Annotated in this window: 28 protein-coding genes and 1 riboswitch; of the genes, 19 read left to right on the top strand and 9 right to left on the bottom strand. The window is 61.2% G+C overall.

The window, feature by feature from the left end; genetic code table 11:
- Window positions 1-22 precede the first annotated feature (22 nt).
- From AC1DNI_RS08625 to cobO, 9 genes are all read left to right on the top strand, one after another.
- Complete coding sequence (locus tag AC1DNI_RS08625) at window positions 23-1,471, top strand: cobyric acid synthase (protein ID WP_477691590.1); 1,449 nt, start codon at window positions 23-25, stop codon at window positions 1,469-1,471.
- 61 nt (window positions 1,472-1,532) lie between these two features.
- Window positions 1,533-1,775, top strand: coding sequence for a type II toxin-antitoxin system VapB family antitoxin (locus tag AC1DNI_RS08620; RefSeq protein WP_477691589.1), 243 nt, complete (start codon window positions 1,533-1,535; stop codon window positions 1,773-1,775).
- 2 nt (window positions 1,776-1,777) lie between these two features.
- The gene (locus tag AC1DNI_RS08615; protein WP_477691588.1) at window positions 1,778-2,182 is read left to right on the top strand and encodes a type II toxin-antitoxin system VapC family toxin; all 405 of its coding nucleotides are present in this window, start codon (window positions 1,778-1,780) and stop codon (window positions 2,180-2,182) included.
- 59 nt (window positions 2,183-2,241) lie between these two features.
- A riboswitch (cobalamin riboswitch) is annotated at window positions 2,242-2,475 on the top strand.
- Window positions 2,476-2,524: 49 nt separating this feature from the next.
- Window positions 2,525-2,701, top strand: a complete 177-nt coding sequence (locus tag AC1DNI_RS08610) for a CbtB domain-containing protein (RefSeq protein WP_027231779.1) — start codon at window positions 2,525-2,527, stop codon at window positions 2,699-2,701.
- Window positions 2,702-2,828: 127 nt separating this feature from the next.
- On the top strand, window positions 2,829-3,560 hold the full coding sequence (locus AC1DNI_RS08605) for a CbtA family protein (RefSeq protein ID WP_091922138.1): 732 nt from the start codon (window positions 2,829-2,831) through the stop codon (window positions 3,558-3,560).
- Window positions 3,560-4,084, top strand: a complete 525-nt coding sequence (gene cobU, locus AC1DNI_RS08600; RefSeq protein ID WP_477691587.1) for a bifunctional adenosylcobinamide kinase/adenosylcobinamide-phosphate guanylyltransferase — start codon at window positions 3,560-3,562, stop codon at window positions 4,082-4,084. Before AC1DNI_RS08605 ends, cobU begins: the two co-directional genes overlap by 1 nt.
- Window positions 4,085-4,088: 4 nt before the next feature.
- A complete protein-coding gene (gene cobW, locus AC1DNI_RS08595) occupies window positions 4,089-5,144 on the top strand; it encodes a cobalamin biosynthesis protein CobW (RefSeq protein ID WP_477691586.1) in 1,056 nt (351 codons plus the stop codon).
- Window positions 5,145-5,156: 12 nt separating this feature from the next.
- The gene (gene cobN, locus AC1DNI_RS08590) at window positions 5,157-8,888 is read left to right on the top strand and encodes a cobaltochelatase subunit CobN (protein WP_477691585.1); all 3,732 of its coding nucleotides are present in this window, start codon (window positions 5,157-5,159) and stop codon (window positions 8,886-8,888) included.
- A gap of 26 nt (window positions 8,889-8,914) precedes the next feature.
- Window positions 8,915-9,553, top strand: coding sequence for a cob(I)yrinic acid a,c-diamide adenosyltransferase (cobO, locus tag AC1DNI_RS08585; RefSeq protein ID WP_477691584.1), 639 nt, complete (start codon window positions 8,915-8,917; stop codon window positions 9,551-9,553).
- 36 nt (window positions 9,554-9,589) lie between these two features.
- Here the strand turns inward: cobO and AC1DNI_RS08580 are convergent, their stop codons facing one another.
- Window positions 9,590-10,234: a glutathione S-transferase family protein gene (locus AC1DNI_RS08580; RefSeq protein ID WP_477691583.1), complete on the bottom strand. Its 645-nt coding sequence runs from the start codon at window positions 10,232-10,234 to the stop codon at window positions 9,590-9,592.
- A 137-nt stretch (window positions 10,235-10,371) separates the two neighbouring features.
- Window positions 10,372-11,160, bottom strand: coding sequence for a TSUP family transporter (locus tag AC1DNI_RS08575; RefSeq protein ID WP_477691582.1), 789 nt, complete (start codon window positions 11,158-11,160; stop codon window positions 10,372-10,374).
- Between the two features lie 170 nt (window positions 11,161-11,330).
- Here AC1DNI_RS08575 and AC1DNI_RS08570 point away from each other — a divergent pair, with 170 nt between their 5' ends.
- From AC1DNI_RS08570 to cobM, 3 genes are read left to right on the top strand one after another with little or no spacing between them, the layout of a single operon-like run.
- Entirely contained in the window at window positions 11,331-11,762 is a 432-nt protein-coding gene (locus tag AC1DNI_RS08570) for a tellurite resistance TerB family protein (protein ID WP_027231771.1), read from the top strand.
- Window positions 11,759-12,148: a cobalamin biosynthesis protein gene (locus AC1DNI_RS08565; RefSeq protein ID WP_477691581.1), complete on the top strand. Its 390-nt coding sequence runs from the start codon at window positions 11,759-11,761 to the stop codon at window positions 12,146-12,148. Before AC1DNI_RS08570 ends, AC1DNI_RS08565 begins: the two co-directional genes overlap by 4 nt.
- A gap of 14 nt (window positions 12,149-12,162) precedes the next feature.
- Complete coding sequence (gene cobM / locus AC1DNI_RS08560) at window positions 12,163-12,924, top strand: precorrin-4 C(11)-methyltransferase (protein WP_477691580.1); 762 nt, start codon at window positions 12,163-12,165, stop codon at window positions 12,922-12,924.
- Here cobM and AC1DNI_RS08555 read toward each other — a convergent pair.
- Window positions 12,916-13,665 carry a cobalt-precorrin-6A reductase gene (locus tag AC1DNI_RS08555; protein ID WP_477691579.1) on the bottom strand — a complete coding sequence of 250 codons (750 nt, stop codon included), beginning with the start codon at window positions 13,663-13,665 and terminating at the stop codon, window positions 12,916-12,918. The genes cobM and AC1DNI_RS08555 overlap by 9 nt on opposite strands.
- On the bottom strand, window positions 13,652-14,767 hold the full coding sequence (locus tag AC1DNI_RS08550) for a cobalt-precorrin-5B (C(1))-methyltransferase (RefSeq protein WP_477691578.1): 1,116 nt from the start codon (window positions 14,765-14,767) through the stop codon (window positions 13,652-13,654). The genes AC1DNI_RS08555 and AC1DNI_RS08550 overlap by 14 nt, the downstream gene beginning before the upstream one ends.
- A 103-nt stretch (window positions 14,768-14,870) precedes the next feature.
- Here AC1DNI_RS08550 and cobA point away from each other — a divergent pair, with 103 nt between their 5' ends.
- Genes cobA through cbiB form a run of 4 tightly spaced genes read left to right on the top strand, consistent with a single transcriptional unit; the run spans window position 14,871 to window position 19,030 of the window.
- Window positions 14,871-15,710 (top strand): uroporphyrinogen-III C-methyltransferase, encoded by an 840-nt coding sequence (cobA, locus tag AC1DNI_RS08545; RefSeq protein ID WP_477691577.1) that lies wholly within the window; start codon window positions 14,871-14,873, stop codon window positions 15,708-15,710.
- A complete protein-coding gene (locus AC1DNI_RS08540; RefSeq protein ID WP_477691576.1) occupies window positions 15,707-17,005 on the top strand; it encodes a cobyrinate a,c-diamide synthase in 1,299 nt (432 codons plus the stop codon). The genes cobA and AC1DNI_RS08540 overlap by 4 nt, the downstream gene beginning before the upstream one ends.
- A gap of 4 nt (window positions 17,006-17,009) precedes the next feature.
- Window positions 17,010-18,020, top strand: coding sequence for a threonine-phosphate decarboxylase CobD (cobD, locus tag AC1DNI_RS08535; RefSeq protein ID WP_477691575.1), 1,011 nt, complete (start codon window positions 17,010-17,012; stop codon window positions 18,018-18,020).
- 29 nt (window positions 18,021-18,049) lie between these two features.
- Window positions 18,050-19,030 carry an adenosylcobinamide-phosphate synthase CbiB gene (gene cbiB, locus AC1DNI_RS08530; RefSeq protein WP_477691574.1) on the top strand — a complete coding sequence of 327 codons (981 nt, stop codon included), beginning with the start codon at window positions 18,050-18,052 and terminating at the stop codon, window positions 19,028-19,030.
- 37 nt (window positions 19,031-19,067) lie between these two features.
- Here the strand turns inward: cbiB and AC1DNI_RS08525 are convergent, their stop codons facing one another.
- The 5 genes from AC1DNI_RS08525 to AC1DNI_RS08505 are packed head-to-tail and all read right to left on the bottom strand — an operon-like array spanning window position 19,068 to window position 25,312.
- Entirely contained in the window at window positions 19,068-20,693 is a 1,626-nt protein-coding gene (locus AC1DNI_RS08525; RefSeq protein ID WP_477691573.1) for an ABC transporter ATP-binding protein, read from the bottom strand.
- Complete coding sequence (locus tag AC1DNI_RS08520) at window positions 20,693-21,544, bottom strand: ABC transporter permease (RefSeq protein ID WP_477691572.1); 852 nt, start codon at window positions 21,542-21,544, stop codon at window positions 20,693-20,695. Before AC1DNI_RS08520 ends, AC1DNI_RS08525 begins: the two co-directional genes overlap by 1 nt.
- Window positions 21,541-22,488 carry an ABC transporter permease gene (locus AC1DNI_RS08515; protein WP_477691571.1) on the bottom strand — a complete coding sequence of 316 codons (948 nt, stop codon included), beginning with the start codon at window positions 22,486-22,488 and terminating at the stop codon, window positions 21,541-21,543. Before AC1DNI_RS08515 ends, AC1DNI_RS08520 begins: the two co-directional genes overlap by 4 nt.
- Window positions 22,489-22,537: 49 nt before the next feature.
- Window positions 22,538-24,022 (bottom strand): ABC transporter substrate-binding protein, encoded by a 1,485-nt coding sequence (locus AC1DNI_RS08510; protein WP_477691570.1) that lies wholly within the window; start codon window positions 24,020-24,022, stop codon window positions 22,538-22,540.
- An 18-nt stretch (window positions 24,023-24,040) separates the two neighbouring features.
- Window positions 24,041-25,312: an acetylornithine deacetylase/succinyl-diaminopimelate desuccinylase family protein gene (locus AC1DNI_RS08505; RefSeq protein ID WP_477691569.1), complete on the bottom strand. Its 1,272-nt coding sequence runs from the start codon at window positions 25,310-25,312 to the stop codon at window positions 24,041-24,043.
- Window positions 25,313-25,495: 183 nt separating this feature from the next.
- On the opposite strand from AC1DNI_RS08505, the gene AC1DNI_RS08500 reads away from it, so the two are divergent.
- Genes AC1DNI_RS08500 through AC1DNI_RS08490 form a run of 3 tightly spaced genes read left to right on the top strand, consistent with a single transcriptional unit; the run spans window position 25,496 to window position 26,324 of the window.
- Window positions 25,496-25,786, top strand: a complete 291-nt coding sequence (locus AC1DNI_RS08500) for a hypothetical protein (protein WP_477691568.1) — start codon at window positions 25,496-25,498, stop codon at window positions 25,784-25,786.
- On the top strand, window positions 25,783-26,148 hold the full coding sequence (locus AC1DNI_RS08495; RefSeq protein ID WP_477691567.1) for a hypothetical protein: 366 nt from the start codon (window positions 25,783-25,785) through the stop codon (window positions 26,146-26,148). The genes AC1DNI_RS08500 and AC1DNI_RS08495 overlap by 4 nt, the downstream gene beginning before the upstream one ends.
- Complete coding sequence (locus AC1DNI_RS08490) at window positions 26,145-26,324, top strand: hypothetical protein (protein WP_477691566.1); 180 nt, start codon at window positions 26,145-26,147, stop codon at window positions 26,322-26,324. Before AC1DNI_RS08495 ends, AC1DNI_RS08490 begins: the two co-directional genes overlap by 4 nt.
- The last annotated feature ends 58 nt before the right edge of the window (window positions 26,325-26,382 follow it).

The following is a 26,382-nucleotide window of genomic DNA, read 5'->3' as shown; positions in this document are numbered from 1 at the left end:
ACATATCCGCTACTCAAAGCCCATGACGCGCGCAATCATGTTGCAGGGAACAGGTTCAGATGTTGGGAAATCCGTCCTGGTGGCGGGTCTGTGCCGGCTTGCGCACAAGCGCGGGCTAGTCGTCCGGCCGTTCAAGCCGCAGAACATGTCGAACAATGCGGCGGTCAGCGATGACGGCGGCGAGATAGGCCGGGCGCAATGGTTGCAGGCGCTGGCCTGTGGTGTGCCGTCCTCCGTCCACATGAATCCCGTGCTCCTGAAGCCGCAGTCGGAAACCGGCAGCCAGATCATCGTGCAAGGCAAGGTCTGGGGCCAGGCGAAGGGCAGGGACTACCAGAAGCTCAAGGGGCAACTGCTCGATGCCGTGATGCAGTCCTTCGACATCGTTTGTGATGGCGCCGATCTTGTCATCGTCGAGGGCGCGGGGTCGCCCGCCGAAATCAATCTGCGGGCAGGCGATATCGCCAATATGGGCTTTGCAACCCGCGCCAATGTGCCGGTCGTTCTCGTCGGCGATATCGACCGCGGCGGCGTCATCGCATCGATTGTCGGCACCCATGCGATCCTGCCGCCGGAGGAGCGCACCGCGATCATCGGCTATATCATCAACAAGTTTCGCGGCGACGTCTCGCTCTTCGACGAAGGCTTGAAGGCAATCACCCGGTTCACGGGCTGGCCCTCATTTGGAGTCGTGCCATGGCTGAAGGATGCTTCCCGGCTTCCCGCAGAAGATTCCGTCGTGCTGGAGCGATTGGTAAAGGGGAACGGCCGCGCGCTGAAAGTCGCTGTGCCGGTGCTTGACCGCATTGCCAATTTCGACGACCTCGATCCGCTGATGGCCGAGGCGGATGTCGATGTCGTGTTTGTTCGAAGCGGCGAGCAATTGCCCGCCGATGCCGGTCTCGTCATCATCCCTGGGTCGAAATCGACGATCGGCGATCTTCTACGCTTCCGGGAAAACGGCTGGGACAAGGACCTTGACCTTCACCGGCGTCGCGGCGGCTCGATCATGGGCATATGCGGTGGCTATCAGATGCTCGGACGCAAGGTGCGCGACCCTGAGGGCATCGAAGGTGCAGTGACGCAAATCGAGGGTCTCGGCCATCTCGATATCGAAACGGTGATGGAGCCGGAAAAGACCGTTCGCAATGTTGCGGCTCATTCGCTGCAGTACGGCGTGCCGCTGAGCGGCTATGAAATCCATCTCGGCAAGACGACCGGCCCGGATTGCGGCCGCCCGACGGCGATGATCAACGGCGTCGAGGATGGCGCGATTTCTGCCGACGGTAAGGTCTTTGGGACCTATATGCACGGGCTGTTCGGCACCGATGCCTATCGCTCCGCATTGCTGCGTTCGCTGGGAATCAACGCAAATGCCTTCGACTACAGGGCGGGCGTCGATGCCGCGCTCGATTCGATAGCCGACCAACTGGCTGAAGTCCTCGATGTCCATGCGTTGATCGCACGTTGAGTATGTAGACAAGATCATGTAGATTAACCTCGGTGGTTTATCTACATGTTCAAGGGCTGGAATGACAATCAATGTCACCAATGAAGAGGCGGACGAACTGACGCGCAGGTTTGCGAAAATCGAGGACGTCAGCATTACCGAGGCAATCGTCATCGCCATGCGCGAAGCGATTGAAAACCGTATGAATGCGGAGACGCCGCGAGAAACCGCAGCGCGTCTGCGCGCGCGCCACAAAATCAAACTCGATGACAAAGCGCGAAGGCCGTTGCCGAAATCGGCGTTCGACGCAATGTGGGATGATTGATCGTGTACGTCGATGCTTGCGCGCTCGTGGCGATACTTGCTGATGAGGCAGAGGCCGCGCGTATCTCGGATGCACTGGTTGGCGCGACAAAGCGGTTCACGTCGCCAGTCGCGGTGCTCGAAGCGGTCCTCGCCCTGTCGCGTCCGGACAAGTTCAATCTTCCGGTTTCCGAGGTCGAAAGCCTGGTCACCGAGTTTCTCGAGGTTAGAGGCATCGAACTGGTTGACCTGCCCCCAGCCAAACAAGCCACGCGTCTCGCTCTCGTTGCTGCGCATTTGTACCGGCAGGGCCGGCGCGGATTAAATCTTGGCGATTGCCTGCACTACGCCTGTGCGAAACATTATCGGGTGCCAATCCTGGCGACGGATGACGAATACAGGAACACCGATCTCGAAGTGGTTCCTTGACTTTAGTAAAGCAAAAAACGTGTCGCGTATTCGTTTGACATTCTCGGCGCTTGGTGAATAACGTTCAACCCATGATTGGTTCCCGTTCGGCCAAAGGCCATGGGATCAAAAGGGAATGCGACGGCCGTACCCATCAGGGCGGCCCTACCGCAGCCGACCCCGCGACTGTAGAGCGGCGAGGATTCATGCCAAGGCCTGAGGCGCAAGCCGAGGGCAGCCACTGGGAAACCGGGAAGGCGGCATTGATCCTGCGACCCGCGAGCCAGGAGACCTGCCAGTCATAGGGCAATGGTGCCCAAGACCGAAGGGGAATGTCCCTTCTGGCCCTGCACGGAGGTTGTTATGGCTGCACGTACTTCGACTACGATATCTCTCCCGCTCGCATCGCGTCTGACGACGGCGGTGGTTTCAATGCTGCTCGGCGTGTTCATCGTTTATGGCGTGGGACTTTCCCATTCCGAAACGCTGCACGATACGGCGCACGATACCCGCCATTCCTACGGATTCCCCTGCCACTGAGGTTGGAGCCCGGCTGGATGTAATGATTCTGCCGCCACCGCTTAAGCATTGAAAACTGAGGGTTTATCTGGTCCGGGTGTCGTTTCGGCAGCCCGGTGTCTTGATATGGGAATTCGGAGAGATATCGATGTTGGTTAAATATCTTCTGGCTACGATCGTGGCCGGTCTGTTTGCTGGTATTCTGTTGACGCCAGCCATGTATGTGCGCAGCGTGCCACTTATCCTGCACGCGGAAGAATATGAGAACGCCGCAGGCGGCCACGAGCACGAGCATGCCGCAGCGCCTGCCGCCGCCGGCGAGACAGCACCTGCCGTGGCGCCGCACACTCACGAAGAGGAAGAGGTAAGCCCGGCCCTGCCGTTCGGCCGCTTTGGTAATACCTTGCTGATCAATCTTGTCGCCGGAGCGGGTTTCGCCCTGATCACTGGCGCGGCCGCCCTGTTTCTTGGACGCAAGATCACCGTGCAGAACGGCATTTATTGGGGCCTCGCCGGGTTCTTCATCTTCAACCTCGCGCCATCGTTCAGTCTTGCCCCGGAACTGCCGGCCATGCCCGCCGCCGACCTCGCGACCCGGCAAGCCTGGTGGCTCATCACGGTGCTGCTGACGGCGGGCGGCGTCTACTTCATCGTTCTGCGTGAGGAAATCTGGGCGAGGGTACTCGGCCTCGTGCTGATTGTTGCGCCGCATATCTATGGCGCTCCGGAAGCGGACGATCTTACTTCCGCCGTGCCGCCGACATTGGCATCCGAGTTCGCGGTATCGACGCTCGCGACCAACCTCTTCTTCTGGGTGGTGCTCGGCACTGCGCTCGGCTTTGCCATCCAGAGCTATGCGGCTTCGGAGCTTGAAGCCTGATGGCCGTGCTGGAGCGCGGGGTCACTTTTGTGCTCGGCGGCGCGCGCTCCGGCAAATCCTCCTTTGCCGAGGGACTGATCGAGTCATCCGGCAAGGAAGCAATCTATCTTGCGACGGGCAGGGCGTGGGACGATGAGATGTCTGCTCGCATCGACCAGCACAAGGCGCGGCGCGGCGGCTTGTGGACGACGGTCGAAGAACCGCTCGATCTGGTTTCCGCGCTGGAAGTGCATGCGGCCGAGGGCACAGCGGTTCTTGTCGACTGCCTGACACTTTGGGTCACCAACCTCATGATGGCCGAGCGCGATGTGATGGCGGAAACGGCAAGGCTTGCCGCATCTCTGCCGCATCTCAAAGGTGCGGTCGTTTGCGTCTCCAACGAGGTTGGCCTCGGCATCGTTCCGGAGAACCGCATGGCCCGCGACTTTCGCGATCATGCCGGTCGTCTTCATCAAGTCGTGGCTGGCGCCGCGGCAACAGTCTATTTCGTGGCAGCAGGTCTGCCGCTCAAAATGAAGGGATAACAACATGCAGGGTCAGAAGATTCCGGCAACGGTCATCACCGGCTTCCTTGGTTCGGGCAAGACGACGATGATCCGCAATCTGCTCGAGAATGCCGATGGCAAGCGTATCGCGCTGATCATCAATGAATTCGGCGATCTCGGTGTCGATGGCGGGTTGCTCAAGGGCTGCGGTATTGAGGCTTGTCGCGACGAGGATGTGATCGAACTCAACAATGGCTGCATCTGCTGCACCGTGGCTGATGATTTCATCCCGACCATGACGAAACTGCTCGATCGTCCTGATCGTCCTGATCATATCGTCATCGAAACTTCGGGCCTTGCGCTGCCGCAGCCGCTGGTGGCGGCCTTCAACTGGCCTGAGATCAAGACGCAGGTGACTGTCGATGGCGTCGTGACCGTGATCGATGCCGCGGCAGTTTCGGAAGGTCGCTTCGCTGACGATCAGGACAAGGTCGACGCGCAGCGGTCGCAGGACGAATCGCTCGACCATGAGAGCCCGCTCGAAGAACTCTTCGAGGACCAGATCCGCGCGGCGGACATCATCATTCTCAACAAGACCGATCTCATCAGCGGCGATGAACTCGACGGGGTGAAGGGCGACGTACAAAGCCGTTCGGTGCGTGCCCTCAACATGATCCCCGCTAGTTTCGGCAGGATCAGCAACCAACTGCTGCTTGGGCTTGGCGTCGGCACCGAGCAGGACATTGCCAACCGCAAATCGCACCATGAGATGGAGCATGAAGCCGGCGAAGAACACAGCCATGACGAATTCGAGAGCTTCGTCGTTGGTCTCGGGCCGGTTTCCGAGCCGAAGTCTTTTGTCGAGAAGCTGAAACGCGTGATCGCCGATCATGACGTTCTGCGCCTCAAGGGCTTCGTCGATGTTCCGGGCAAGCCGATGCGCCTCGTTGTCCAGGCGGTAGGCTCGCGCATTGAGCATTATTTCGATCGCAGCTGGCATCCGGGCGAGGAGCGGCAGACACGGCTCGTCGTCATCGGTCTTCACGATATAGACGCGGTCGCCATTGAATCGGCGATGAACGCGGCGGCCGCCGCCTGATAAGGAAGATTGATGCATCTCCTGCTTGCCCAGAAAGGCACGATAGCCGAAGGCACCGAGGCAATCGATCTCGGCCAGACGCCGGGAGATGTGCTTTTTCTTTCGGCGGCCGACACCGAACTGGCCAGCCTTGCCTCGGCCCATCGCCACAATGGCGAAGGGCACTCCTTGCGCCTCGCCAACATGATGGCGCTGGCGCATCCGATGTCGGTGGACGCCTATGTCGAACGCACCGCACGTCACGCCAAACTGATTGTCGTGCGCATCATCGGCGGCGAGAGCTACTGGCCTTATGGTCTCGAAGCGCTCCACGCCTGCGCGATCAATCACAAGGTGCAACTGGCGGTTCTTCCGGGCGACGACAAACCCGATCCCGGCCTTGATCGCTTTTCGACCGTGCCGCGTCAGGATCGCGACGCACTCTGGCACTATCTGCTGGAGGGCGGCGCGCAGAACGCGAGCCGTTTTCTCGACTATTGCGGCGCGATTGTCGAGGGAGCCGAGAAACCGCAGGAGGCAGCGCCTCTGCTGAAGGCAGGCCTGTGGTGGCCCGGCGAGCCCGCGCCATCGCTCGACCTGTTGCGGTCGCACTGGCAGGCGGACGCATCGATCGTTGCCATCTGCTTTTACCGCGCACTGGTGCAGAGCGGACAGACCCAACCGGTCGAGGCGCTGGTCGATGCCTTGAGGCTCAAGGGTCTCAATCCCTTGCCGGTGTTTGTATCGAGCCTGAAAGACCCGGTTTCCGGGGCGACGCTTGAAAGCATATTCGGCGAGGCGGCACCCATTCTCGTCCTCAACGCCACGGGATTTGCCGTTTCGGCGCCGGGCGCTGCGCGCAAGCCCACCGTGCTCGAACATGATGGCGCGGTCGTTCTGCAGGTAATTTTTTCAGGATCGAGCGCCGAGCAGTGGCGCGCTTCCGATCAAGGTTTGTCTGCCCGTGATCTTGCCATGAATGTCGCGCTGCCGGAGGTGGACGGGCGGGTTCTCACCCGCGCCGTCTCGTTCAAGTCGGCACGGGCGTTCGATGAGGCTGTCGAAGCTAATATCGTTACGCATGAGCCCATGCCGGACCGCATCGGATTCGTAGCCGAACTTGCGGCGAACTGGTCAGCGCTCAGGCGCACGTCGGCGGGGGAGAGGCGTGTCGCGCTGGTGATGGCCAACTATCCCAATCGCGATGGGCGGCTCGGCAATGGCGTCGGCCTCGATACGCCGGCCGGGACCTGGCATGTGCTTACCGAGATGATGAAGCAAGGCTATGCGGTCGCGGACATTCCGGCGGATGGCGATGCACTTATTAAGCACCTGATGGCCGGGCCGACCAATGCGGCGAGCGACGGCCGCGAGATTCGCGAAACCATTTCTCTGAATCATTACAATCGTTTCCTGGCATCCCTTTCGATCCCGATTCAGCGAGCCGTCACCGAACGCTGGGGCAACCCTGAAGCCGATCCGTTTTTCCTTGAGGGAAGAGAAGCATTCGCGCTGCCGCTTGCCCGCTTTGGCGAAACCCTCGTCGGGATCCAGCCGGCGCGCGGCTACAATATCGATCCGAAGGATAGCTATCACTCGCCTGATCTCGTGCCGCCGCACGGCTATCTCGCTTTCTATGCCTATCTGCGCGAAGTCTATGGAGCCCATGCGATCGTCCATGTCGGCAAGCACGGCAACCTCGAATGGCTGCCCGGCAAATCGCTGGCGCTTTCCGAAACCTGTTACCCGGAAGCGGTGCTTGGGCCGATCCCGCACATCTACCCGTTCATCGTCAACGACCCGGGCGAGGGCACGCAGGCGAAGCGCCGTTCCTCGGCCGTCATCATCGACCATTTGACGCCGCCGCTGACCCGCGCCGAGAGTTATGGGCCGCTCAAGGATCTGGAAGCGCTCGTCGATGAATATTATGAAGCCTCCGGCGTCGATCCGCGCCGGCTGGTGCGGCTCAAGGTGCAGATCCTCGATCTGGTGCGCGATATCGGGCTCGACCACGATGCCGGTATCCATGACCACGATGCCGACGATCTCGCGCTGCAGAAGCTCGACGCCTATCTCTGCGATCTCAAGGAAATGCAGATTCGCGACGGCCTCCATATATTCGGGCAATCGCCGCAAGGGCGGCTTTTGACGGATCTCGTAGTCGCGCTTGCCCGCGTGCCGCGCGGCTCCGGCATCGGCGCAGACCAAAGCCTGCAGCGCGCGATCGCTCGCGATCTCGGGCTCGACGGCTTTGACCCGCTGGATTGCGATATGGCTGCGGTCTGGAATGGACCGCGACCGGAATGTCTGGCGCTTCAATCGGACGCCAACTGGCGTATCGCCGGCGATACGGTGGAACGCATCGAGTTACTCGCCGCACGGCTTGTTGCCGAGGAGACGCCGTGTCCACCCGATTGGGCTGCGACGAGCGCCGTGCTTGAGGGCATACGGACGACACTCGGGCCGGCTGTTGCGGACTGCGGCGAAGCTGAAATGAACGGCCTTTTCCAGGCCCTGGATGGCCGGTTTGTCGCGCCGGGACCGTCAGGCGCGCCGACGCGGGGCCGACCGGACGTATTGCCAACGGGCCGCAATTTCTTTTCGATCGACAGCCGCGCCGTGCCGACACCGGCCGCGTGGGAACTTGGGCAGAAGTCCGCCGATCTCCTGATCCGCCGTTATACGCAGGACCATGGCGAGTGGCCGACATCCTTTGGTCTGACAGCCTGGGGCACGTCGAACATGCGCACCGGCGGCGACGATATTGCGCAGGCCCTTGCCCTGATCGGGGTCAAGCCGGTCTGGGACATGGCATCGCGCCGGGTCACCGGCTACGAAATAGTGCCTATTGCAACGCTGGGCCGCCCGCGCGTCGATGTCACCTTGCGCATTTCGGGTTTCTTCCGCGATGCGTTTCCCGATCAGATCGCGCTGTTCGATACCGCAGTGCGGGCGGTTGGCGGACTTGACGAGGACGCTGCTGACAACCCGATCGCGGCTCGCATGCGCAGCGAACGCGAACGGATGCTCGGCGAGGGAATCGATGAGAAGACGGCCCGGCAGCGTGCCGGCTTTCGCGTCTTCGGTTCGAAGCCCGGCGCCTATGGGGCGGGTTTGCAAACCCCGATCGACGAAAAGCACTGGGACAGGCGCGATGACCTCGCCGAGGCGTGGCTCGTCTGGGGCGGGTATGCCTACGGCGCGGGCGAGGAGGGACGCGCCGAACGCGGATTGCTCGAAGAACGCTTGCGTTCGGTCGAGGCCGTCGTGCAGAATCAGGACAACCGCGAGCACGACCTTCTCGATTCTGACGACTATTACCAGTTCGAGGGCGGCATGTCGGCGGCGGTCGAGCGCCTTTCGGGCGCGCAGCCCACGATCTACCATAATGACCATTCGCGTCCTGAAAAGCCGATCATCCGCACGCTGGACGAGGAAATCGCCCGGACAGTGCGCGGCCGTGTCACCAATCCGAAATGGATCAGCGGCGTAATGCGCCATGGCTACAAGGGCGCATTCGAGATGGCGGCGACGGTAGACTATCTTTTCGCTTTTGCCGCCACGACCGGCGCTGTTGGCAATCACCACTTCGAGGCCGTGTACCAGGCATTCCTGGTCGATGACAATGTGCGCGCCTTCCTCAATGAAAAGAACCCGCATGCCTTGCGCGAGATGGCCGAGAAACTCGAAGAAGCGGTCGAACGCGGTTTCTGGACGCCGCGTTCCAACTCGGCACGCTTTGAGCTGAGCCGGCTCGCCGCCTGATAAAAAGAATCTGAAGGAAACGCCAAATGTCTGAAAAATCACAGAAACTTCTGAATATGACCGAAGAGGAAATCAACGAGCGCCACGCGGACAAGATGCGCAAGAAGAAAGCGGTACGCGACAAGATTCTCGCCACCAAGACAGACGAGAAGGGCCTCGTCATCGTCAATACGGGGAAGGGCAAAGGCAAATCGACCGCAGGGTTCGGCGTCGTCTTTCGCGCACTCGGTCATGGCATGAAGATCGGCGTCGTCCAGTTCGTCAAAGGCTCCTGGGACACGGGGGAGCGCTGGGTCCTGGAGAAATTTCCAGAACAGGTGACGATCTCGGCCATGGGTGAAGGCTTTACCTGGGAAACTCAGGATCGCGCCCGCGACATCGCCATGGCACGCAATGCCTGGGAGCAGGCCAAGACAATGATCCTCGATGACGAGACCGAACTCGTCCTGTGCGACGAACTCAACATCGCGCTGCGCTACGACTATCTTCCAGTCGAAGAGATCATCGACGTCCTGAAGCAGAAGCCCCACATGAAACACGTGATCATCACCGGGCGGAACGCCAAGGACGAGCTTATCGAGTTCGCCGATCTCGTTACCGAGATGGAGATGATCAAGCATCCTTTCCGCTCCGGCATCAAGGCGCAGAAGGGCATCGAGTTCTAGGCCGTAGCTGCTGGCTCAATTCCATGCGTTAGTATGTCAGGCCGATGGTGCGTTGATCGCATATTGCGCGGCAAAAGCGCGTCTATAGGCGGGCCGGGCTTCCCCGCGAGCCACATAGGCGGCGAGGTTTTCATATTCGTCCAGAATGCCTGACATTCTCAGTCGCAGCAGAACTGAAACCATCAACAGATCCCCCGCGCTGAACCTGTCATCAAGCCACTCGTCGGCGCCCAAGTGAGCCGAGAGCTTGTGCAGTGGAGCGCGGACACGGTCCTTTACCAACGGCAGGCGCTCGGCGCTCCAGGGTCTGTCACTTTCGAATATTCTTGCCGTCGTCAATTCGAGGATCGGCGGCTCGACGGTGTTAAGTGCGGCGAACATCCACGTGATGGCACGCGCGCGGGCATTCTTTTCCTTCGGCAGCAGTCCCTCATGCTGCTCAGCAAGATGCAAGATGATCGAGCCCGTCTCGAACAGCGACAGTGGACCCTCCTCATAGGTTGGGATCTGGCCGAAGGGATGGAGGGCCAGATGGGCTGGCTCCTTCATCTCGGCGAAGGAAACGAGACGAACCTCATAGAGTTGCCCCACCTCTTCGAGCGCCCAACGAACGCGCGTATCGCGCGCCAATCCCTTGCCGCCATCGGGCGATCGTTCAAATGCTGTGATAGTGATTGTCATCGCATTCGTTTCCTTGCCTGGGAGAATTCTTTCGCTCCCTTCGTGACGAATGAGTTTGCCGGAAATCGACACCGGTCCTGAACTATTTTCATTCGTTACAAGAAGGCCGCGAACTCCCGAGGAACGTCCGCCCAATTTTAGCTGTGCGCGAGCCAGACGCGCAGCGGATTGTCAGCGTCGAGCAAGAGTTTTGCGGCGAGCGCCAGGCACACGATGATAAGCAAGGGCTTGATGATCCTTGCGCCGATCTGCATGGCGAGGCCCGCGCCGACGCGGGCACCTGCAAACTGGGCAATGCCCATCAGCAATCCGACTTTCCAGTTGATCACCCCAAGAAAGGCGAAGGTGACGAAGCCGCCGAGATTGGAGGCGAAGTTGAGAAGCTTGGTGTTGGCCGTCGCCTTCAAAATCCCAAAGCCGGCCAGCGAGACAAAGCTCAACATGAAGAACGATCCGGTCCCCGGGCCGAACAGGCCGTCATAGAAGCCGATGAGCGGCACGACGGCTATGCCGAACATGAACGGCGTGATGCGCTGGGCACGATCGACGTCGCCCATGTTCGGCTTTACGGCGAAATAGATGGCGATGGCGATCAGCAGGATAGGCAGGAAAGCGCGCAATACGTCGCCCGGCAGGAACCCGGCGAGAAGTGCGCCCGCCACGCCGCCGATCGCCGACATCAATGCCGAGGGGAGTTGCTTGCTCGGATGCACAAAACCCTTCTGCGCATAGGCAATCGTTGCCGATGCCGATCCGAACAGCGATTGCAGCTTGTTGGTGCCGAGCGATTCAACCGGCGAAAACCCTGCAAGGAGCAGCGCAGGCACCGTGATCAAACCGCCGCCGCCGGCGATGGAGTCGATGAAGCCTGCGGCAAAGGCGGCAATGATCAGAAGGATGGGTATGTTTTCGAAGAAGGCGGACATCTGGATTCTCGCTGCGACGGGGCGGGACCATAGACGGATCTGCTTCGTTGGCGAGCAATTTTCACGCCGGGTCGCGCAAGCGTGTTCGAATCGGCCGACAGTGTGTTGTTTCGGCACTTGAATTCGGCGCGCTGCACTGCAATCGTTTTGCGACAGAACGCGGGGATACGATGAGCGAAAGTATTTTTGACCGGATCAGTGAATTTTTTGGGGCGAAAAGCGCGGTACAGAAGGTCGCCGACGACCCGGTGCTGACCGCCGAATTGTTGCTGCTGTTGCATGTCGCGCTGGCCGACGGCAAGACGGACAAAACCGAATATGCGGCGATCCTCGGCATTGCCGAGACGGATTTCGGCATTCCGCGCGATGAATTCGCCGAGGTCGCGGAGTATCTCAAGGATTTTGGCTACGAGACGACGAGCAAGCAGGCGGTGCTGGCATTTTCGGACGTGCCGTTCGAGCGCAAGGTCCAACTTTTGCGCCATCTTCTTACGATCGCGAACGCCGACAACGATCTCGACCCGAAGGAAGCAAACCTGATCCGCACGACGGCGGGGCTGCTTGGTGTTACCCCGGAAGAATTGCACAAGAACCGCGGATGACGCCGACGGGCTACGCGCTTGGCCTCGGGTGCGAACGGGGCTGTGCACCCGAGGAAGTTTCGGCACTGGCGAGGAAGGTGCTGGAGCAGGCAGGGATTGCCGCAAAGGATCTGAAGGGTGTTTACTCGATCGACCAGCGCGCAGGCGAGCCGGCCATCGTCTTGGCGGCACAAGGACTAGGCCTCCGGCTCGAATGTTTCGGCGCCGAATTGCTAGAGGAGCAGACGCCGCGCCTCCTCAACCCGTCCGAAAGGGTGTTTGCGCTCATGGGCTGTCATGGAGTGGCGGAGGCAGCGGCGCTTGTCGGCGCCGGTCCTGATAGCATATTGCTGATCCGCAAGACCAAATCGGCGCATGCCACCGCGGCGCTTGCGGCGAAGAATTAGGCGACAGGTTCATCATGACAGTTCATTTCATCGGCGCCGGACCAGGAGCGCCAGACCTTATCACCGTTCGCGGGCTGAAACTCATCCAGTCCTGCCCGGTCTGTCTATATGCGGGATCGCTCGTGCCGCCGGAAATGGTGGCGGAGGCGCCATCCGGGGCGCGGGTGGTCGACACGTCTTCGCTCACGCTCGATGAGATCGTCGCCGAGTTCGAGAAAGCCCATGCGGATGGCAAGGATGTTGCGCGCGTCCACTCCGGCGATCCGTCGATTTACGGGGCGGTTGCCGAGCAGATGCGCCGGCTCGATGCGCTCGGTATCGATTATGATGTCACGCCGGGCGTGCCGGCATTTGCCGCAGCCGCCGCCGCGCTCAAGAAAGAGCTGACCGTACCAGAGGTTTGCCAGACGATCATCCTCACGCGCACGTCGATGAAATCTTCGGCCATGCCGGAGGGGGAGGATCTGCAGACGCTTGGCAAATCCGGCGCGACGCTCGTGATCCATCTGTCGATCCGCAACCTTCAGCGTATCGAGACCGAATTGACGCCGCTTTATGGCGTGGATTGCCCGGTCATTGTTGCTTATCGGGTGGGCTGGCCGGACGAGCAGTTCATTCACGGAACCCTTGACGATATCGGCGGCAAGATCGCTGCCTCCGGCCTTACCCGTTCCGCGATGATCTTTGTCGGTCGCGGCCTCGCGGCCGATGCATTTCGCGACTCAGCCCTCTACAACAAGGGCCACAGCCACAGCTTGCGCCAGCGCTCAGAATGAGAGATTTGCATCGACGAACTTGATAACGTCATCGATGTCCGGGACCGTATTGGCGCCCGGGCGATGCGGCCGCTCGATCATGATCACGGGCAAGCCGAGTTCGCGTGCGGCCCTTATCTTCGCGTAGGATGCCGTGCCTCCGGAATTGCGGCACACGATGTGCGACAGCCGTTTTGCTCTAAGGAAGGCTGTTTCTTCCTCAAGGCTGCCGGGTTTGGACAACTCCAGTTCGTAGTCGATGAGGCCGAGGGGCACTTCCGGCGGATCGATCATCCTGACGACGAAATGCACGTCACCGCGGCGCGCAAACGGCGCGATGTGCTGCCGGCCGAGCGCAAGCAGCACGCGTGCCCGGGTTGGGATCGCCGCTACCGCCTCTTCGAGCGTCATGGCGGTCGTCCACGCGTCGCCCGGCCGTTGCAGCCAGGCCGGCCTCTCCAATCGCACGAAAGGCACATCCGTCGCAGCGGCGGCTACGATCGCATTGTCCGAAATCTGCGTCGCAAAGGGATGCGTGGCGTCGATGAGGAGGGCCACGTGCTGGCGGGCGATATAATCGCAAAGGCCGGCTACACCGCCAAAGCCGCCGATCCGCACTTCGCCCTCGAGCCTCGCCGGGTCCTTCGTGCGTCCGGCGAGCGAAGATATGACGCGGTAGCCGCTCTCCATGAGGCGGGCTGCAAGTTTGGAGGCTTCAGCCGTTCCCCCAAGAATGAGGATCGGCCGATCAGACGCGGGCAAGGATTGCTCCCTTGCGGTCGGTCACGATGACTTCGACATCTACCGGGGCCCCCTTGAGGGTGGCGAGGGCAGTCTCCCTGGCCTTCACCGCGATGGGGGCAGCGAGGTCGATACCAAGTTCTTGAGTCAATTCAAGCACTTCCTGCGCTGTATTTGCATCGAGAATCCGCTGCCTCATGTCAGGATTCAAGCCGAGCCTGGTCGCCTCATCGGCGAGGAATTCCATGCTGACCTGACTGCGGGCGGAGTGAAGATCAAGCGCCCCTTGCGCAAGTTTCGTAAGCTTGGCAAAACCGCCGGCAATCGTCAGCCGGTCGATGGGGTGGACGCGCAGATATTTGAGCAAGCCGCCGGCAAAATCCCCCATGTCGAGCAGCGCGATTTCGGGCAGGTGGTAAATTGCCTGCGCCGCATCTTCGGAGGTGGAACCAGTTGCCGCGAGCACATGGGTAAGGCCAGCCGCACGCGAGACGTCGATGCCGCGATGGATCGAGTGGATCCATGACGAGCACGAGAAGGGGTGAACGACCCCCGTGGTGCCGAGGATCGAAATGCCGCCGACGATGCCAAGGCGAGGATTCCATGTCTTCTTGGCGAGGTCCTCGCCCTCCGGCACCGAAATGGTAATCACAAGGTCTGTAGGCAATTCGTATTGAGCACAAATCTCCTCGCAGATTTTCGTCATCATCTCCCGCGGAACCGGATTGATCGCGGCCTCGCCGGGCGGAATCGGAAGGCCGGGCAGGGTGACCGTGCCCACGCCTTCGCCGGCGACAAACTGGATGCCGCTTCCGGGCGGAGCCGGGAAGACGGTGGAGATTATCGTCGCACCATGCGTGACATCAGGATCATCACCCGCGTCCTTTACAATGCCGGCCATGGCGTAGCCGTCGCCGATCGATTCGATCGCGAGTTGGAAGTGCGGCACCTCGCCCTTCGGAAGAATGATGGCGACTGGATCGGGGAACTCGCCGGTGATCAAGGCGATCAGCGCTGCCTTCGTGGCCGCCGTGGCGCAGGCGCCCGTGGTCCATCCGCGCCGCAATGGCCGTTCCTTGGTCTCGTCGGGTTTGCGCAGCCCGGCATCGGGTTCGTCGTTCATGGGCTCCTTATAGCGGGCTCCATCGCCCGTTGCATGATTTTTCCGATAAGTTCATGCTTGCTCTCGGAAAAATTGTGCTATGCGCAAAAGACTGGAGTAAGCGATGGGCACAATGAAATCTAGGCTGCCGAAATTCGAGCCCGGGCACGTGTGGCTCGTCGGAGCGGGCCCTGGCGATCCGGGTCTCTTGACCCTGCACGCGGTCAATGCGCTCGAGCAGGCAGACGTGATCGTCTATGACGCCCTCGTCAATGAAGACTGCCTTTCCTATGCCGATGCCGGCGCGACGCTCGAATATGCCGGCAAGCGCGGCGGCAAGCCGTCACCGCAACAGCGCGATATTTCGCTCCGCCTCGTTGAGCTCGCCAAAGCGGGCAAGAGGGTGTTGCGGCTGAAGGGAGGAGACCCTTTCGTCTTCGGGCGCGGCGGTGAAGAGGCGCTGACCCTCGTCGAACATGGGGTGCCGTTCCGCGTTGTCCCCGGCATAACCGCCGGGATTGGCGGCCTAGCCTATGCGGGCATTCCGGTCACCCACCGCGAGACCAACCAGAGCGTCACATTCCTCACCGGTCATGACGCGACCGGGCTCGTGCCTGATTCGATGGATTGGACCAGCATTTCAAAGGGTTCCTCTGTCATCGTCATGTACATGGCGATGAAACATATCGCTCTGATTGCGTCACGCCTGATAGCCGCCGGACGCAAGAAGAGCGAGCCGATCGCCTTCGTCTGCAACGCGACGACAGGCGAACAGCAGGTTCTGGAAACGACGCTCGAATATGCGCAGATCGAAGTCGAACGCGCCGGCCTTCGTCCCCCGGCAATCGTCGTCGTGGGTGAAGTGGTGCGCCTTCGTGCGGCGCTCGACTGGCTCGGCGCCATCGAGGGCCGGGTGCTGACCCAGGATCCGCTTGGGACCCGCCGGGAAAAGGATGCGGGATGAAAGGCTTGCTTATTGCCGCGCCGGCGTCCGGGAGCGGCAAGACCACGGTTACGCTCGGTCTCCTGAGTGCACTTCGCGATCTCGGTGTCGGGATCGCTCCGGCAAAAGCGGGGCCGGACTATATCGATCCTGCCTATCATGCGGTGGCAAGCGGCGCGCCTTGCCTCAATCTCGATCCCTGGGCCATGCGGCCCGATCTGATCAGCGCCTTGGCCGCGCGCCATACGGAAGGCGCCAAATTGCTTGTCGTCGAGGGCATGATGGGCCTATTCGACGGGGCGATCGACGGGCGCGGTTCTGCCGCCGACCTTGCAACGCATTTATCGCTGCCGGTGATCCTCGTTGTCGATTGCGCGCGGCAGTCACACTCGATTGCGGCGCTTGTCAGCGGCTTTCGTGATTTCCGCCGCAACGTGATGATAGCGGGGCTGATCCTCAACCGCGTCGGCAGTGCGCGTCACGAGGCGATGTTGCGGTCGGCGCTCGAACCGGTCGGCATTCCCGTAATCGGCGTCCTGCCGCGTGACCCGCGCCTGCAGCTTCCGGAACGGCATCTCGGACTGGTGCAGGCAGGCGAACATGCTGACCTTGACGCCTTTATCGCCTATGCCGCTGCGCTTATCGGCAAGAGCGTCGACCTTAAGCGTCTCGAGCAGATCGCGGGAAGCTATGGTCCGAGCGCCTCCATGGCCAATGTCGCGCGCGTTCCGCCGCTCGGCCAGCGCATCGCGGTCGCCTACGACAACGCCTTTGCTTTCTCCTACCTGCATCTGCTCGACGGCTGGCGACGTCGCGGCGCCGAAATCCACTTCTTTTCCCCACTTGCCGACGAAGCGCCGCCAACTGGGTGTGATGCGGTCTATCTGCCCGGCGGCTATCCCGAATTGCACGCCGGCAAACTTGCTTCGGCGTCCGCTTTCACCGCGGGAATGCGCGAGGCGGCGTTGAGCGGGATCCCGATCTATGGCGAGTGCGGCGGCTATATGGCGCTTGGGACCAGCATTGAGGACGCCGAGGGCGTCGCCCACCGGATGCTTGGCCTTTTGCCGGTCGAGACGAGCTTCGCCAGACGCAAGCTCCACCTCGGTTATCGCCGCCTGACGCCTCTGGCGGCATCGCCTTTTGCTGCGTCCTTGACTGCGCATGAATTCCACTATGCGAGCATCGTGCACGAAGGCGATGCGCCGCGGCTTTTCCGCGTCAGCGATGCGCTAGGCGAAGACCTTGGCGAAGCTGGCTTGCGCGTTGGTTCGGTGAGCGGTTCTTATATGCATATCATTGATTTGGCAGGGTAGGTCGATGCGGATCGAACATGGAGGCGCACTCGACCGCGCCATCGAGCGTTTTGGCGGCGCGCGTGAAGACTGGATCGACCTGTCGACCGGGATCAATCCAGAGATCTTCCCGTTGCCTGCCTTTGCGCCTGAGATCTGGAACAGGCTTCCCGACGAGAAGCTGCTCGCGGCCACGCTTGGCGCAGCAAGGGAGTATTACGGCGCGGGAACGGCAGCGCAGATCGTCGCGGCGCCCGGTACGCAGGCGCTTATACAACTGCTCCCCGATATTGCCGGCAAAGGCGAGGTTGCGATTCTCGGCCCGACCTATCAGGAACATCAGGTTTCGTTTCTCGATGCAGGCTGGATGATTTCGGATTGCCGCAATATCGAGGACGTTCCGCAATCGGCAAGTGTCGCCGTGATCGTCAACCCCAACAATCCCGACGGCCGGGTGATCGCCGCCGACGTCCTGCTCGAACTCGCACGTCGCCTGGCTTCAAAGGGCGGGTTTCTGATCGTCGATGAAGCCTTTGCCGATCCACATCCCGAGACGAGCGTTGCCCGGCATGCTGGCATGGCCGGTTTGGTGGTGCTCAAATCCTTCGGCAAATTCTTCGGCCTCGGTGGCTTGCGGCTCGGGTTTGCGCTGACCAATGGTGACGTCGCCCGCGCTTTGACGCGGCGCCTAGGTCCCTGGGCGGCATCGGGGCCGGCGCTTGCGATAGCAGCCCACGCCTTTTCAAATCGCCAATTGCTCGGTGCCTATACGGATCGGCTGCGCCTGCGCCGGCGGTTGCTTTCCGACGTGCTTGGCGATGCGGGCCTTGCGGAATTTGGTGGAACGATGTTGTTCTCGCTGGTCGAGTTCAGACAGGCGCAGCGGCTGCACGAAGCGATGTGCCATGAACATGTCCTCACAAGAAAATTTGCCTATGCGCCACAATGGTTGCGTTTTGGTCTGCCATTGGATGACAAAGCGGCGTACAAGCTGCGGCAGCGTCTTGATGCGGCGCTCGCGCGAGTCGGCGGCTGACATTTTGATTCAACAGGATCGATTCACTTATGGAAATCAATCTTTTGATCTTGTTTCTTGCACTCCTTGCCGACCGCTATTTCGGCGATCCAGAATGGCTCTGGGAGCGCGTGCCGCACCCGATCGTGCTCTTCGGCAAGGCCATCGAATTTGCCGACAAGCGATTCAACACGTCTTCGAAATCCGATGAGGAGCGCCGGCGCGACGGTTTTGTCGTCACGCTCGGTCTGCTGGTAATTGCCGCTGTCGCGGGTCTGGTGATCCACCTTGCACTGCGGACAATTCCGCCCTTTGGCGAACTGATCGAAGCACTTATCGTCGCCGTGTTCCTTGCCCAGAAGAGCCTTGCCGATCATGTTAGCCGCGTTGCCGTCGCGCTGCGTGAGGAAGGCATCGTCGGCGCCCGGCGCGCCGTATCCATGATCGTCGGCCGCGATCCTGAAACGCTTGACGATGCCGCCGTCAGCCGCGCGGCGATCGAAAGTCTCGCCGAGAATACGTCGGATGGCATCGTCGCGCCGGCTTTCTGGTTCGCGCTGCTCGGGCTCCCCGGCCTGCTGGTTTACAAAATGCTCAATACAGCCGATTCCATGATCGGCCATCTCAATGACCGCCATCGCGATTTTGGGCGGTTTGCCGCAAAGCTCGACGATGTTGCCAACTGGATTCCGGCAAGGCTGACGGGCCTGCTGATTTCGGGGGCGGCGTGGATCGTCCATGGTTACGACGCGGCACTGCGCTCCTTCAACGTCATGATGCGGGATGCGCGCCTCCACCGCTCGCCCAATGCCGGGTGGCCCGAGGCGGCGATGGCCGGGGCGATCGAGGTCGCACTGGCGGGGCCGCGGGTCTATGGCGGCGAAGTCGCCAACGAACCCATGCTCAATGGTGCCGGCCGCCGCGATGCCGGCGCCGACAATATCGAAGATGCGCTGGATATTTTCGGCGTCGCGACCGCGGCGTTGACCGGCGTCGTCCTGGTGCTTTTCCTTTTCGGTTTGCTGCTTTAGCGGCTCCATGGCGGAACGTCGACCCGGCCTGCCGGCGTTATCCCTGTTCGCCAATGCGGCGGGCGAGCGACCTGTGCAAGTCTGGCGAGGCTTGAACCAATGCGCGCCCGGCGTCGGACTGCGGATGGCGCAGCACCTCGTCCGTCCCACCTCGTTCCACGATCCTGCCATCAGCCATCACCATGACACTATCCGTTATCGCGCGTGCCACGGCGAGATCATGGGTAATGAACAGATAGGCGATGCCGAGGCGGCCGTTCAAATCGGCGAAAAGGTCGAGGATCTGGGCGCGGATCGAAACGTCGAGGGCCGAAACCGGTTCGTCCGCCACCACCAGCTTCGGCTCGGTGATGATGGCGCGGGCGATGGCGAGGCGCTGCCGCTGGCCGCCAGAGAATTCATGTGGGTACTTGTCGCGATCTTTCGGCGCGATCCCGACGCGTTCGAGTGCGGTGTCGATCCGTTCACGTGTCTCGCCCTGCGAGAGTGGTGTATCGAAGAGAAACAGGGGTTCGGCCACAAGACGCCCGGCTTTGTGACGTGGGTTAAACGACCCGTAAGGGTCCTGAAACACGACCTGCATGTGCCGCCGCGCCGGGCGCAGCGCTGCTTCGCCGAGATTGTCGATCCGCCGTCCGGACAGGGCGATGTCCCCGTGCGTCGGCTTGTCCAAGGCCAGGATCATGCGTGCCAGCGTGGACTTGCCGCAACCGGAGCGCCCAACAAGGGCCATGGATTGGCCGGGCTCGAGTTCGAAACTTACATCGTCGACCGCAATCGTCGGCTCGCTTCTTGCGAGCAACCCCGTGCGCGTGCCGGGGTAGATGCGCGCGACATTACGGACTGAAAGCAGCGGTCCGTCGTCTTGCGCGATGCGGGGACGCGACCGATCCGGCACGTGCATCGAGGCTTGCGCCAGTTGGCGCGTATAGGGATGGGCCTGTTCCGTCAGGATTTGCGTGGTCTCGCCGCGATCCATGACTTCGCCGTGCCGGAGAATGGTGACGCTATCGGCGACATCGGCGACGACCGCCAGGTCGTGGCTGATGAGGAGCAGGCCCATTTTCTCGTCCTCGACGAGGTTCTGCAACAGCTCGAGAATCTGTGCCTGCAGCACGACGTCCAGGGCAGTTGTCGGTTCGTCGGCGATCAGCAGCTTCGGCTTCAGCGCGCAGGCGATGGCAATGACCACGCGTTGGCGCTGGCCGCCCGAAAGCTCGTGCGGATAACGGCCGAGCGGAAACTTCGCGGCCGGCAGGCCGACGCGGTCAAGGATGGCGCGCGTTCGCTCTTCCGCCACGGCACGGCTCGCGCCTGTATGCAATCTGATGCCTTCGGCGACCTGCTCCCCGATCGTCTTCATCGGATTGAGCGCCGTCATCGGTTCCTGGAAAACCATGCCGATGTCGTCACCGCGCAGGTGGCACATTTCGGCCTCGCTCGCTGCGAGAATGTCGGTGCCGTTGAAGCGGATCTGGCCCCCGGCGCGGGCGCCATTGGGCAGAAGCTTCATGACGCTAAGTGCGGTCATTGACTTGCCGGAGCCGGATTCGCCGACCAGCGCGCGGATTTCTCCAGGTTCGATGGCAAGGTCGATGCCGTTTAGAACAGGCACGCCACCAATCGTCAGCCGCAGATCCTTGATGTCAAGGAGGGGAGCCATCAGCGCTCCCGCCGCAATCGCGGATCGAGTACATCGCGCAGCCCGTCACCAAGGAGGTTGAGGCCTAGCACCGTAATGACAATGGCAAGACCCGGAAACAGCGCCATGTGCGGCGCAAGACCGATCATGGTCTGGGCCTCGAACAGCATGCGGCCCCAGCTTGGCATCGGCGGCTGCGAGCCGAGGCCGACATAGGAGAGCCCGGCCTCGGCGAGAATGCCCAGCGAGAACTGTATCGTCGCCTGGACCACAAGGAGATTGGCGATGTTAGGCAAGACATGCTCGATCGTAATGCGCGCCGCGCCCTTGCCGGAAGCACGCGCGCCGAGAATAAATTCACGCGGCCAAAGCGAAAGCGCCGCGCCACGGGCGACGCGGGCGAAGACCGGGATGTTGAATATGCCGATGGCGATAATGGCGTTGATCGCGCCGGGTCCGAAGACCGCGGTTATCATCACCGCTGAAAGCAGTGCGGGAAAAGCAAACACCAGGTCGTTGAACCGCATGAGCAGTTCATCGATCCAGCCGCCTCGCGCTGCGGCCCAAAGCCCAAGCGGCACGCCGATCGCGAGGCCGATCGCAACCGAGACGAAGGCGACCGCAATCGAGTTGCGGCTGCCGACCATGATCATAGACAGGATGTCTCGGCCATAATGGTCGGTCCCGAGCCAGTGGCTCCAGGAGGGCGGCTTCAACTTGCCGGCAATGTCGAGCGTCCCCACGGCGTAGGGAGTCCATACGAAGGAGAGGACGGCCATGACGGCGACGATGCCGGTGATTATCAGGCCGACGAGAAACGACCGGTTGCCGATCGCCTTGGACATTCCTTCCTGCCATGCGGAGGCGGTCATGGGCGGCTCCGCAGACGCGGATCGACGATGGCATAGGAAAGATCGACGACGAGGTTGATGAGCATGACCGTCGCGACCAGCAACATCACAACGCCTTCAACGACGATGAGGTCGCGCTGGGTAATGGCCTGAAACACCAGCCGCCCTAATCCGGGAAGGTAGAAGACGTTCTCGATGATGATTGTTCCGGCGAGCAGAAAGGCGAATTGCAGCCCGACAATGGTCAGGATCGGGATGAGTGCATTGCGGAGCGCATGGCGGTAGAGAACGCCGCGTCTGCTGAGGCCCTTGGCCCGCGCCGTGCGGATGTAGTCTTCGCCAAGCACATCGAGGAGGGAGGAGCGGGCAACGCGCGCGAGGATCGCCGCCTGCGGCAATGCGAGTGCGATCGATGGCAATATGAGCGCCTTCAACGCCGGCCAGATGCCGGCACTCCAGCCGGGAAAACCGCCCGCGGGCAAAAGCCGCAATGTCACGGCAAAAACATAAACGAGGAGGAGGGCAAACCAGAAGTTCGGGATGGCCACGCCAATCTGGGCGACGCCCATGCTGGCGGTATCGGCAACTGTCCCGCGCCGCGAAGCGGAATAAAGGGCGACAGGCAATGCGATTGCCGTCGAGAGCGCGAGCGAGATGAGGGCGAGCGGCAGGGATACTGCGACGCGCTCGACAATGAGATCGACCACGGGGACCGAATAGGTATAGGACCTGCCGAGATCGCCGGTCAGGAGGCCGCCCAGCCAATGGAAGTAGCGCGCGAGTAGCGGCTGGTTGAGACCGATCTGCTCCTGCAGGGCGCGAACCGCATCCTCTGTCGCATTCATGCCCAGCATGAGCCGCGCGGGGTCGCCCGGAACGATTTCCAGCATGGCGAAGACGACGATCGACGCGGCGAATACTGTCGCAAGGCCAATCAGAATGCGCTTTACGGCGTAGTTCAGCATAAGGAGCGCGCGTGGAAATCGATCACACCCCCCTCCGTCAGGTGCAAACTCAATCCGCCCATTTCACAGCGGTCAGGTCGTTGGCCTGGATCGGGCCGTTTTCCCAAAGGCCCTCGATCTTGGCATCCCAGACGCCGGTCTTGGGGAGTTGAAACAGGAAAGCCGCGGGAACATCGGTCGCGAGTATCTTCTGCGCCTCTTGGTAAAGCTCCGTTCGCTTGGCGGTGTCGGACGTCGCCTCGATCTGCTTGATGAGATCCTTGAAAGCCGGATTGTCGTAGTTGAAGTAATAGTCGTCGCGGGCAAAAATATTGAGATCGTTCGGCTCGGTGTGCGACACGATGGTCATGTCGTAATCCTTGTTCTTGAACACCTGATCGAGCCATTGCGCCCATTCGAGCGGCACGATTTCAGCCTGGATTCCGACGTCGCGCAGTTCAGCCGCGATTATCTCGCCGCCGCGCCGCGCATAGGTCGGCGGCGGCAGCTTCAGCGTGGTCTTGAACCCATTGGGGTGACCGGCCTCCGCAAGAAGCTTCTTCGACAATTCAGGGTCGAAAGCGGTTTGCGATGTCAGGTCGATATAGGCAGGGTGGTGCGGCGGAAAGAACGAGCCGATGGGGGTTCCGAGCCCGAACATCGCGCCGTCGATGAGCGCCTTGCGGTCGATCGCATGGGCGATGGCCTGACGCACTTTCAAATTGTCGAAAGGCGGCTTCTTGTTGTTCATGCCGAGGATGGTTTCGCCCTCGGTGGTGCCGATGACGACCTTGAAACGCGGATCGGCCTCGAACTGCGCGATGGTTTCATAGCTCGGGAACACCGGAAAGGCCTGGACATCGCCCGCCAGCAGCGCCGCTGTCGCGGCGGCAGGATCGGGAATGATGCGGAATGTCGCCTTGTCGAGCAGGGCTGGCTTGCCCCAATAGGCCGCATTTTTTTTTATGACGATCTGCGATCCCTTGGCCCAGCTGTCGAATTTGAAGGGCCCGGTTCCGATCGGCTTTTCCTTATTGGTTTGGGCGCTTTCCGGCGCGACGATGGCGGCATCGCCCCAGCCCATATTATAGAGGAAATCGCCGCTCGGCTGCTTCAGCGTGACCTTGACCGTCAACGGATCGACAACCTCGACGGTATCGATTGCTGCAAACAGGCCCTTTTGCGCATTGGTGGAGTCGCCGCCGCGTGCCCTGTCCAGCGAGAATTTCACGTCTTCGGCGTTGAAGCTGGTGCCGTCGTGGAATTTCACGTCCTTGTGCAGCTTGAACGTATATGTCTTGCCGTCGTCGGAAAGCGTCCAGCTTTCCGCCAGTGCCGGCAGGACTTCGCCCTTCGGCCCGATACGGGTCAACCCTTCGAAGATATTGGCGTAGACGATTTCGTCGATGGCAGCAGCGGCGCCTGCTGTCGGATCGAGATGCGGCGGCTCGAGGACGATGCCGAGCACGAGATCGGCGCGCGCGGCAAAGGCTGCGCTCGAGGTGAGCAGCGCCAGGGCCGCGCCCACCAGTGCCGATTTTGCAAAATTGTTCATTCAACCACTCCCAACAGGTCAAACCGATCCGGACAAGAGAATCTTGAGCCCAAGCGCCATGACATTAGCGGATTCGAGCATGTCGTCGATGCCCACATATTCGTCCGGCCGGTGTGCAAGATCGAGAATGCCGGGCCCATAGGCGATGCAATCGTGCAGGAGCCCGATGCGGGCTATATGCTTCTGGTCATAGGTGCCGGGCGAAATCACATAGGCGGGCTCGCGTCCGAATACGGTCCGGATGCCCTCCGCCACCGCTGTCACCACCGGCGCGTCGCGCTCGGTCATGATGGGCTGCACCTCCATGATGTCCCGAATCTCATAGTGAAATTTCGGCCGTTCCCATCGCAACCGGTCGAGGATCGAGGTGACCTCGCGTTTCACCTCGGCAATATCTTCCTCAAGCAGGAAGCGGCGGTCGATCGTCAGCCGGCAGGAATCCGGCACGTTGGGCGAGGGCAGGCCGGAATAGTCGTCGGTTTGGCCGCCATGGATGGCGTTGATGTTCATCGTCGAGCGTCGCGCGCCTTCCGGTACGACCGGCATCCTGGTCTGTTTCCTGTCGAGCGCCGGGAACAACTCGTTCTCAAAGGCATCGAGAACCGCGCTCATATGCCGGATCGCGCAATCGCCGAGGAACGGCATCGAACCGTGGGCGATCTCGCCCTTGGTCTCGATTTCGGCCCACCACACCCCGCGATGTCCGAGACAAATGCGGTCCTTGTTCAGCGGTTCGGGAATGATGACGTGGTCGACACGCGGCTTCGAGAAAAAGCCCTTGCTTGCAAGAAAAGCGACGCCGCCAAATCCGCCCGACTCTTCGTCGACGGTGCCGGAAATCTCGATTGCGCCGGCGAAATCGGGATAGACCTCGAGAAAGGCTTCGGCGGCAATGACCGATGCCGCCAGCCCGCCTTTCATGTCGCAGGCGCCGCGCCCATAAATCTTGCCGTCCTTGACCACGCCCTCGAACGGGTCGACCGTCCAGCCCTCACCGGTATCCACGACGTCGATGTGCGAGTTGAAATGCACGGTCTGGCCATGGGTTCGACCGTCGAAGCGGGCGACAACATTGGTGCGCGGATAGCGGTCAGTATCCCCCGGTGTGCCGACGCCCCGAATCAATTGCGTTTCGAATCCGGATTTTTGCAGTCGCTTCGCCAGATATTCGGCGCAGGGCGCGTAGGCCTCCCCGGGCGGATTGATCGTCGGAAAGCGGATGAGATCACGCGTCAGCGCGACCAGGTCGTCACGGCGTTTATCAATGGCCTGGCGCAGCTTTTCGTCCATGCGCGCATCAAATCAGGGGACCCGCTGATTTGGCAAGAGGCAAGTGCCGGGGCAAGGCGCCATTGCAACAGGTTCATGAATGCATTGCACTACTTTGCACTTTCTTTGATGGATGCACGGAAAACGTAAGTAAGCGTTACAAAGTGCCCCTTCGCAGCAAGTAAATTGCGCATTTGTACAGTTTTGTCGCACCCGATTGAACTTGAACTCGACAAGGGCCATCTGGTCAATCGCCGCAATGTAACGGCAACTTTTTCACCAAACAGGACCACGACGATGCTCCGCGAAGAACGAGTAGCAGAGACTGAATATGCACGCATGGAACAAGAGCACGAAGGCAGCTCCGACGAGCGCCGCGGCTCCTGTGCTATTGGTGTCCTCTGCGTTATCGGCCTTATCCTTGCGCTGGCGCTGCTTGCGCCGTCCCATGCTGACGTGCCGTTGCCCCATTCGGCTGTAGAACTCGTAAAATGACACGCTGGACCCTGGCGGAATATCGCCGCCAACGACGTATCGACGAGGCTTTCGATCCCGAGGCCGCGGGTTATGACCCCTGTGCCGTCATGTTTGAAGGTGTCGTCATGACCAGGCACGAAAAGGCTGAACTGATGCGCGAGCGCCGGCTCAAGGCCGACCGCGACGCCGTCGTCGAAACCTGGTTTCGCCGCCTCATCCCGGTTCTCGTCATCCTTATAGCCGTCGGTATCTCGATGGTCTGGAACGTTGGCGCCGGCCTTTTGATCGCGGCGCTGGCAGCACTGCTTTTCCTCAAGGCGAGGCGCCGCATGGTTCGCCAGGGCGCCTGGACCGCCGACACGATGGGGCTTTGGGAATGACGCCGCTTTTCGATCGGCGCGAACGGCTCATCGATTTGATATGCGTGGAGCGGCCCAAGGCTGGGTCGCTCGCGGAGATCGTGCCGCTGGCCAGGATCGTTGACCCCCAGATGCCGTTGCGGGAGATCCGCGACGCCTGGACCATGTACAAGCGGCGGCGTGCCGATCGGTCCTGATTCGCGCCCCGGTTGCGATTTGTCTGCACAAATAAAGCCATGTGCCGCTTTCCCTACA

It is taken from the genome of Phyllobacterium sp. 01N428 (assembly GCF_056399405.1).
The sequence above is the reverse complement of the archived record's forward strand: the minus strand, read 5'-3'. Positions and strand labels throughout refer to the sequence as shown.

Excerpts from the sequence above, each read along its gene's own strand:
- AC1DNI_RS08510 (WP_477691570.1), bottom strand. The coding sequence starts at position 24,022 with ATGAACAATTTTGCAAAATCGGCACTGGTGGGCGCGGCCCTGGCGCTG.
- AC1DNI_RS08620 (WP_477691589.1), top strand. The coding sequence starts at position 1,533 with ATGACAATCAATGTCACCAATGAAGAGGCGGACGAACTGACGCGCAGG.
- cobW (WP_477691586.1), top strand. The coding sequence starts at position 4,089 with ATGCAGGGTCAGAAGATTCCGGCAACGGTCATCACCGGCTTCCTTGGT.
- AC1DNI_RS08550 (WP_477691578.1), bottom strand. The coding sequence starts at position 14,767 with ATGAACGACGAACCCGATGCCGGGCTGCGCAAACCCGACGAGACCAAG.
- cobM (WP_477691580.1), top strand. The coding sequence starts at position 12,163 with ATGACAGTTCATTTCATCGGCGCCGGACCAGGAGCGCCAGACCTTATC.
- AC1DNI_RS08580 (WP_477691583.1), bottom strand. The coding sequence starts at position 10,234 with ATGACAATCACTATCACAGCATTTGAACGATCGCCCGATGGCGGCAAG.
- AC1DNI_RS08525 (WP_477691573.1), bottom strand. The coding sequence starts at position 20,693 with ATGGCTCCCCTCCTTGACATCAAGGATCTGCGGCTGACGATTGGTGGC.
- AC1DNI_RS08565 (WP_477691581.1), top strand. The coding sequence starts at position 11,759 with ATGACGCCGACGGGCTACGCGCTTGGCCTCGGGTGCGAACGGGGCTGT.
- cobD (WP_477691575.1), top strand. The coding sequence starts at position 17,010 with ATGCGGATCGAACATGGAGGCGCACTCGACCGCGCCATCGAGCGTTTT.
- AC1DNI_RS08505 (WP_477691569.1), bottom strand. The coding sequence starts at position 25,312 with ATGGACGAAAAGCTGCGCCAGGCCATTGATAAACGCCGTGACGACCTG.
- cobN (WP_477691585.1), top strand. The coding sequence starts at position 5,157 with ATGCATCTCCTGCTTGCCCAGAAAGGCACGATAGCCGAAGGCACCGAG.
- AC1DNI_RS08625 (WP_477691590.1), top strand. The coding sequence starts at position 23 with ATGACGCGCGCAATCATGTTGCAGGGAACAGGTTCAGATGTTGGGAAA.
- AC1DNI_RS08495 (WP_477691567.1), top strand. The coding sequence starts at position 25,783 with ATGACACGCTGGACCCTGGCGGAATATCGCCGCCAACGACGTATCGAC.
- cobO (WP_477691584.1), top strand. The coding sequence starts at position 8,915 with ATGTCTGAAAAATCACAGAAACTTCTGAATATGACCGAAGAGGAAATC.
- AC1DNI_RS08610 (WP_027231779.1), top strand. The coding sequence starts at position 2,525 with ATGGCTGCACGTACTTCGACTACGATATCTCTCCCGCTCGCATCGCGT.
- AC1DNI_RS08605 (WP_091922138.1), top strand. The coding sequence starts at position 2,829 with ATGTTGGTTAAATATCTTCTGGCTACGATCGTGGCCGGTCTGTTTGCT.
- cbiB (WP_477691574.1), top strand. The coding sequence starts at position 18,050 with ATGGAAATCAATCTTTTGATCTTGTTTCTTGCACTCCTTGCCGACCGC.
- AC1DNI_RS08520 (WP_477691572.1), bottom strand. The coding sequence starts at position 21,544 with ATGACCGCCTCCGCATGGCAGGAAGGAATGTCCAAGGCGATCGGCAAC.
- AC1DNI_RS08570 (WP_027231771.1), top strand. The coding sequence starts at position 11,331 with ATGAGCGAAAGTATTTTTGACCGGATCAGTGAATTTTTTGGGGCGAAA.
- AC1DNI_RS08540 (WP_477691576.1), top strand. The coding sequence starts at position 15,707 with ATGAAAGGCTTGCTTATTGCCGCGCCGGCGTCCGGGAGCGGCAAGACC.
- cobA (WP_477691577.1), top strand. The coding sequence starts at position 14,871 with ATGGGCACAATGAAATCTAGGCTGCCGAAATTCGAGCCCGGGCACGTG.
- AC1DNI_RS08575 (WP_477691582.1), bottom strand. The coding sequence starts at position 11,160 with ATGTCCGCCTTCTTCGAAAACATACCCATCCTTCTGATCATTGCCGCC.
- AC1DNI_RS08515 (WP_477691571.1), bottom strand. The coding sequence starts at position 22,488 with ATGCTGAACTACGCCGTAAAGCGCATTCTGATTGGCCTTGCGACAGTA.
- cobU (WP_477691587.1), top strand. The coding sequence starts at position 3,560 with ATGGCCGTGCTGGAGCGCGGGGTCACTTTTGTGCTCGGCGGCGCGCGC.
- AC1DNI_RS08490 (WP_477691566.1), top strand. The coding sequence starts at position 26,145 with ATGACGCCGCTTTTCGATCGGCGCGAACGGCTCATCGATTTGATATGC.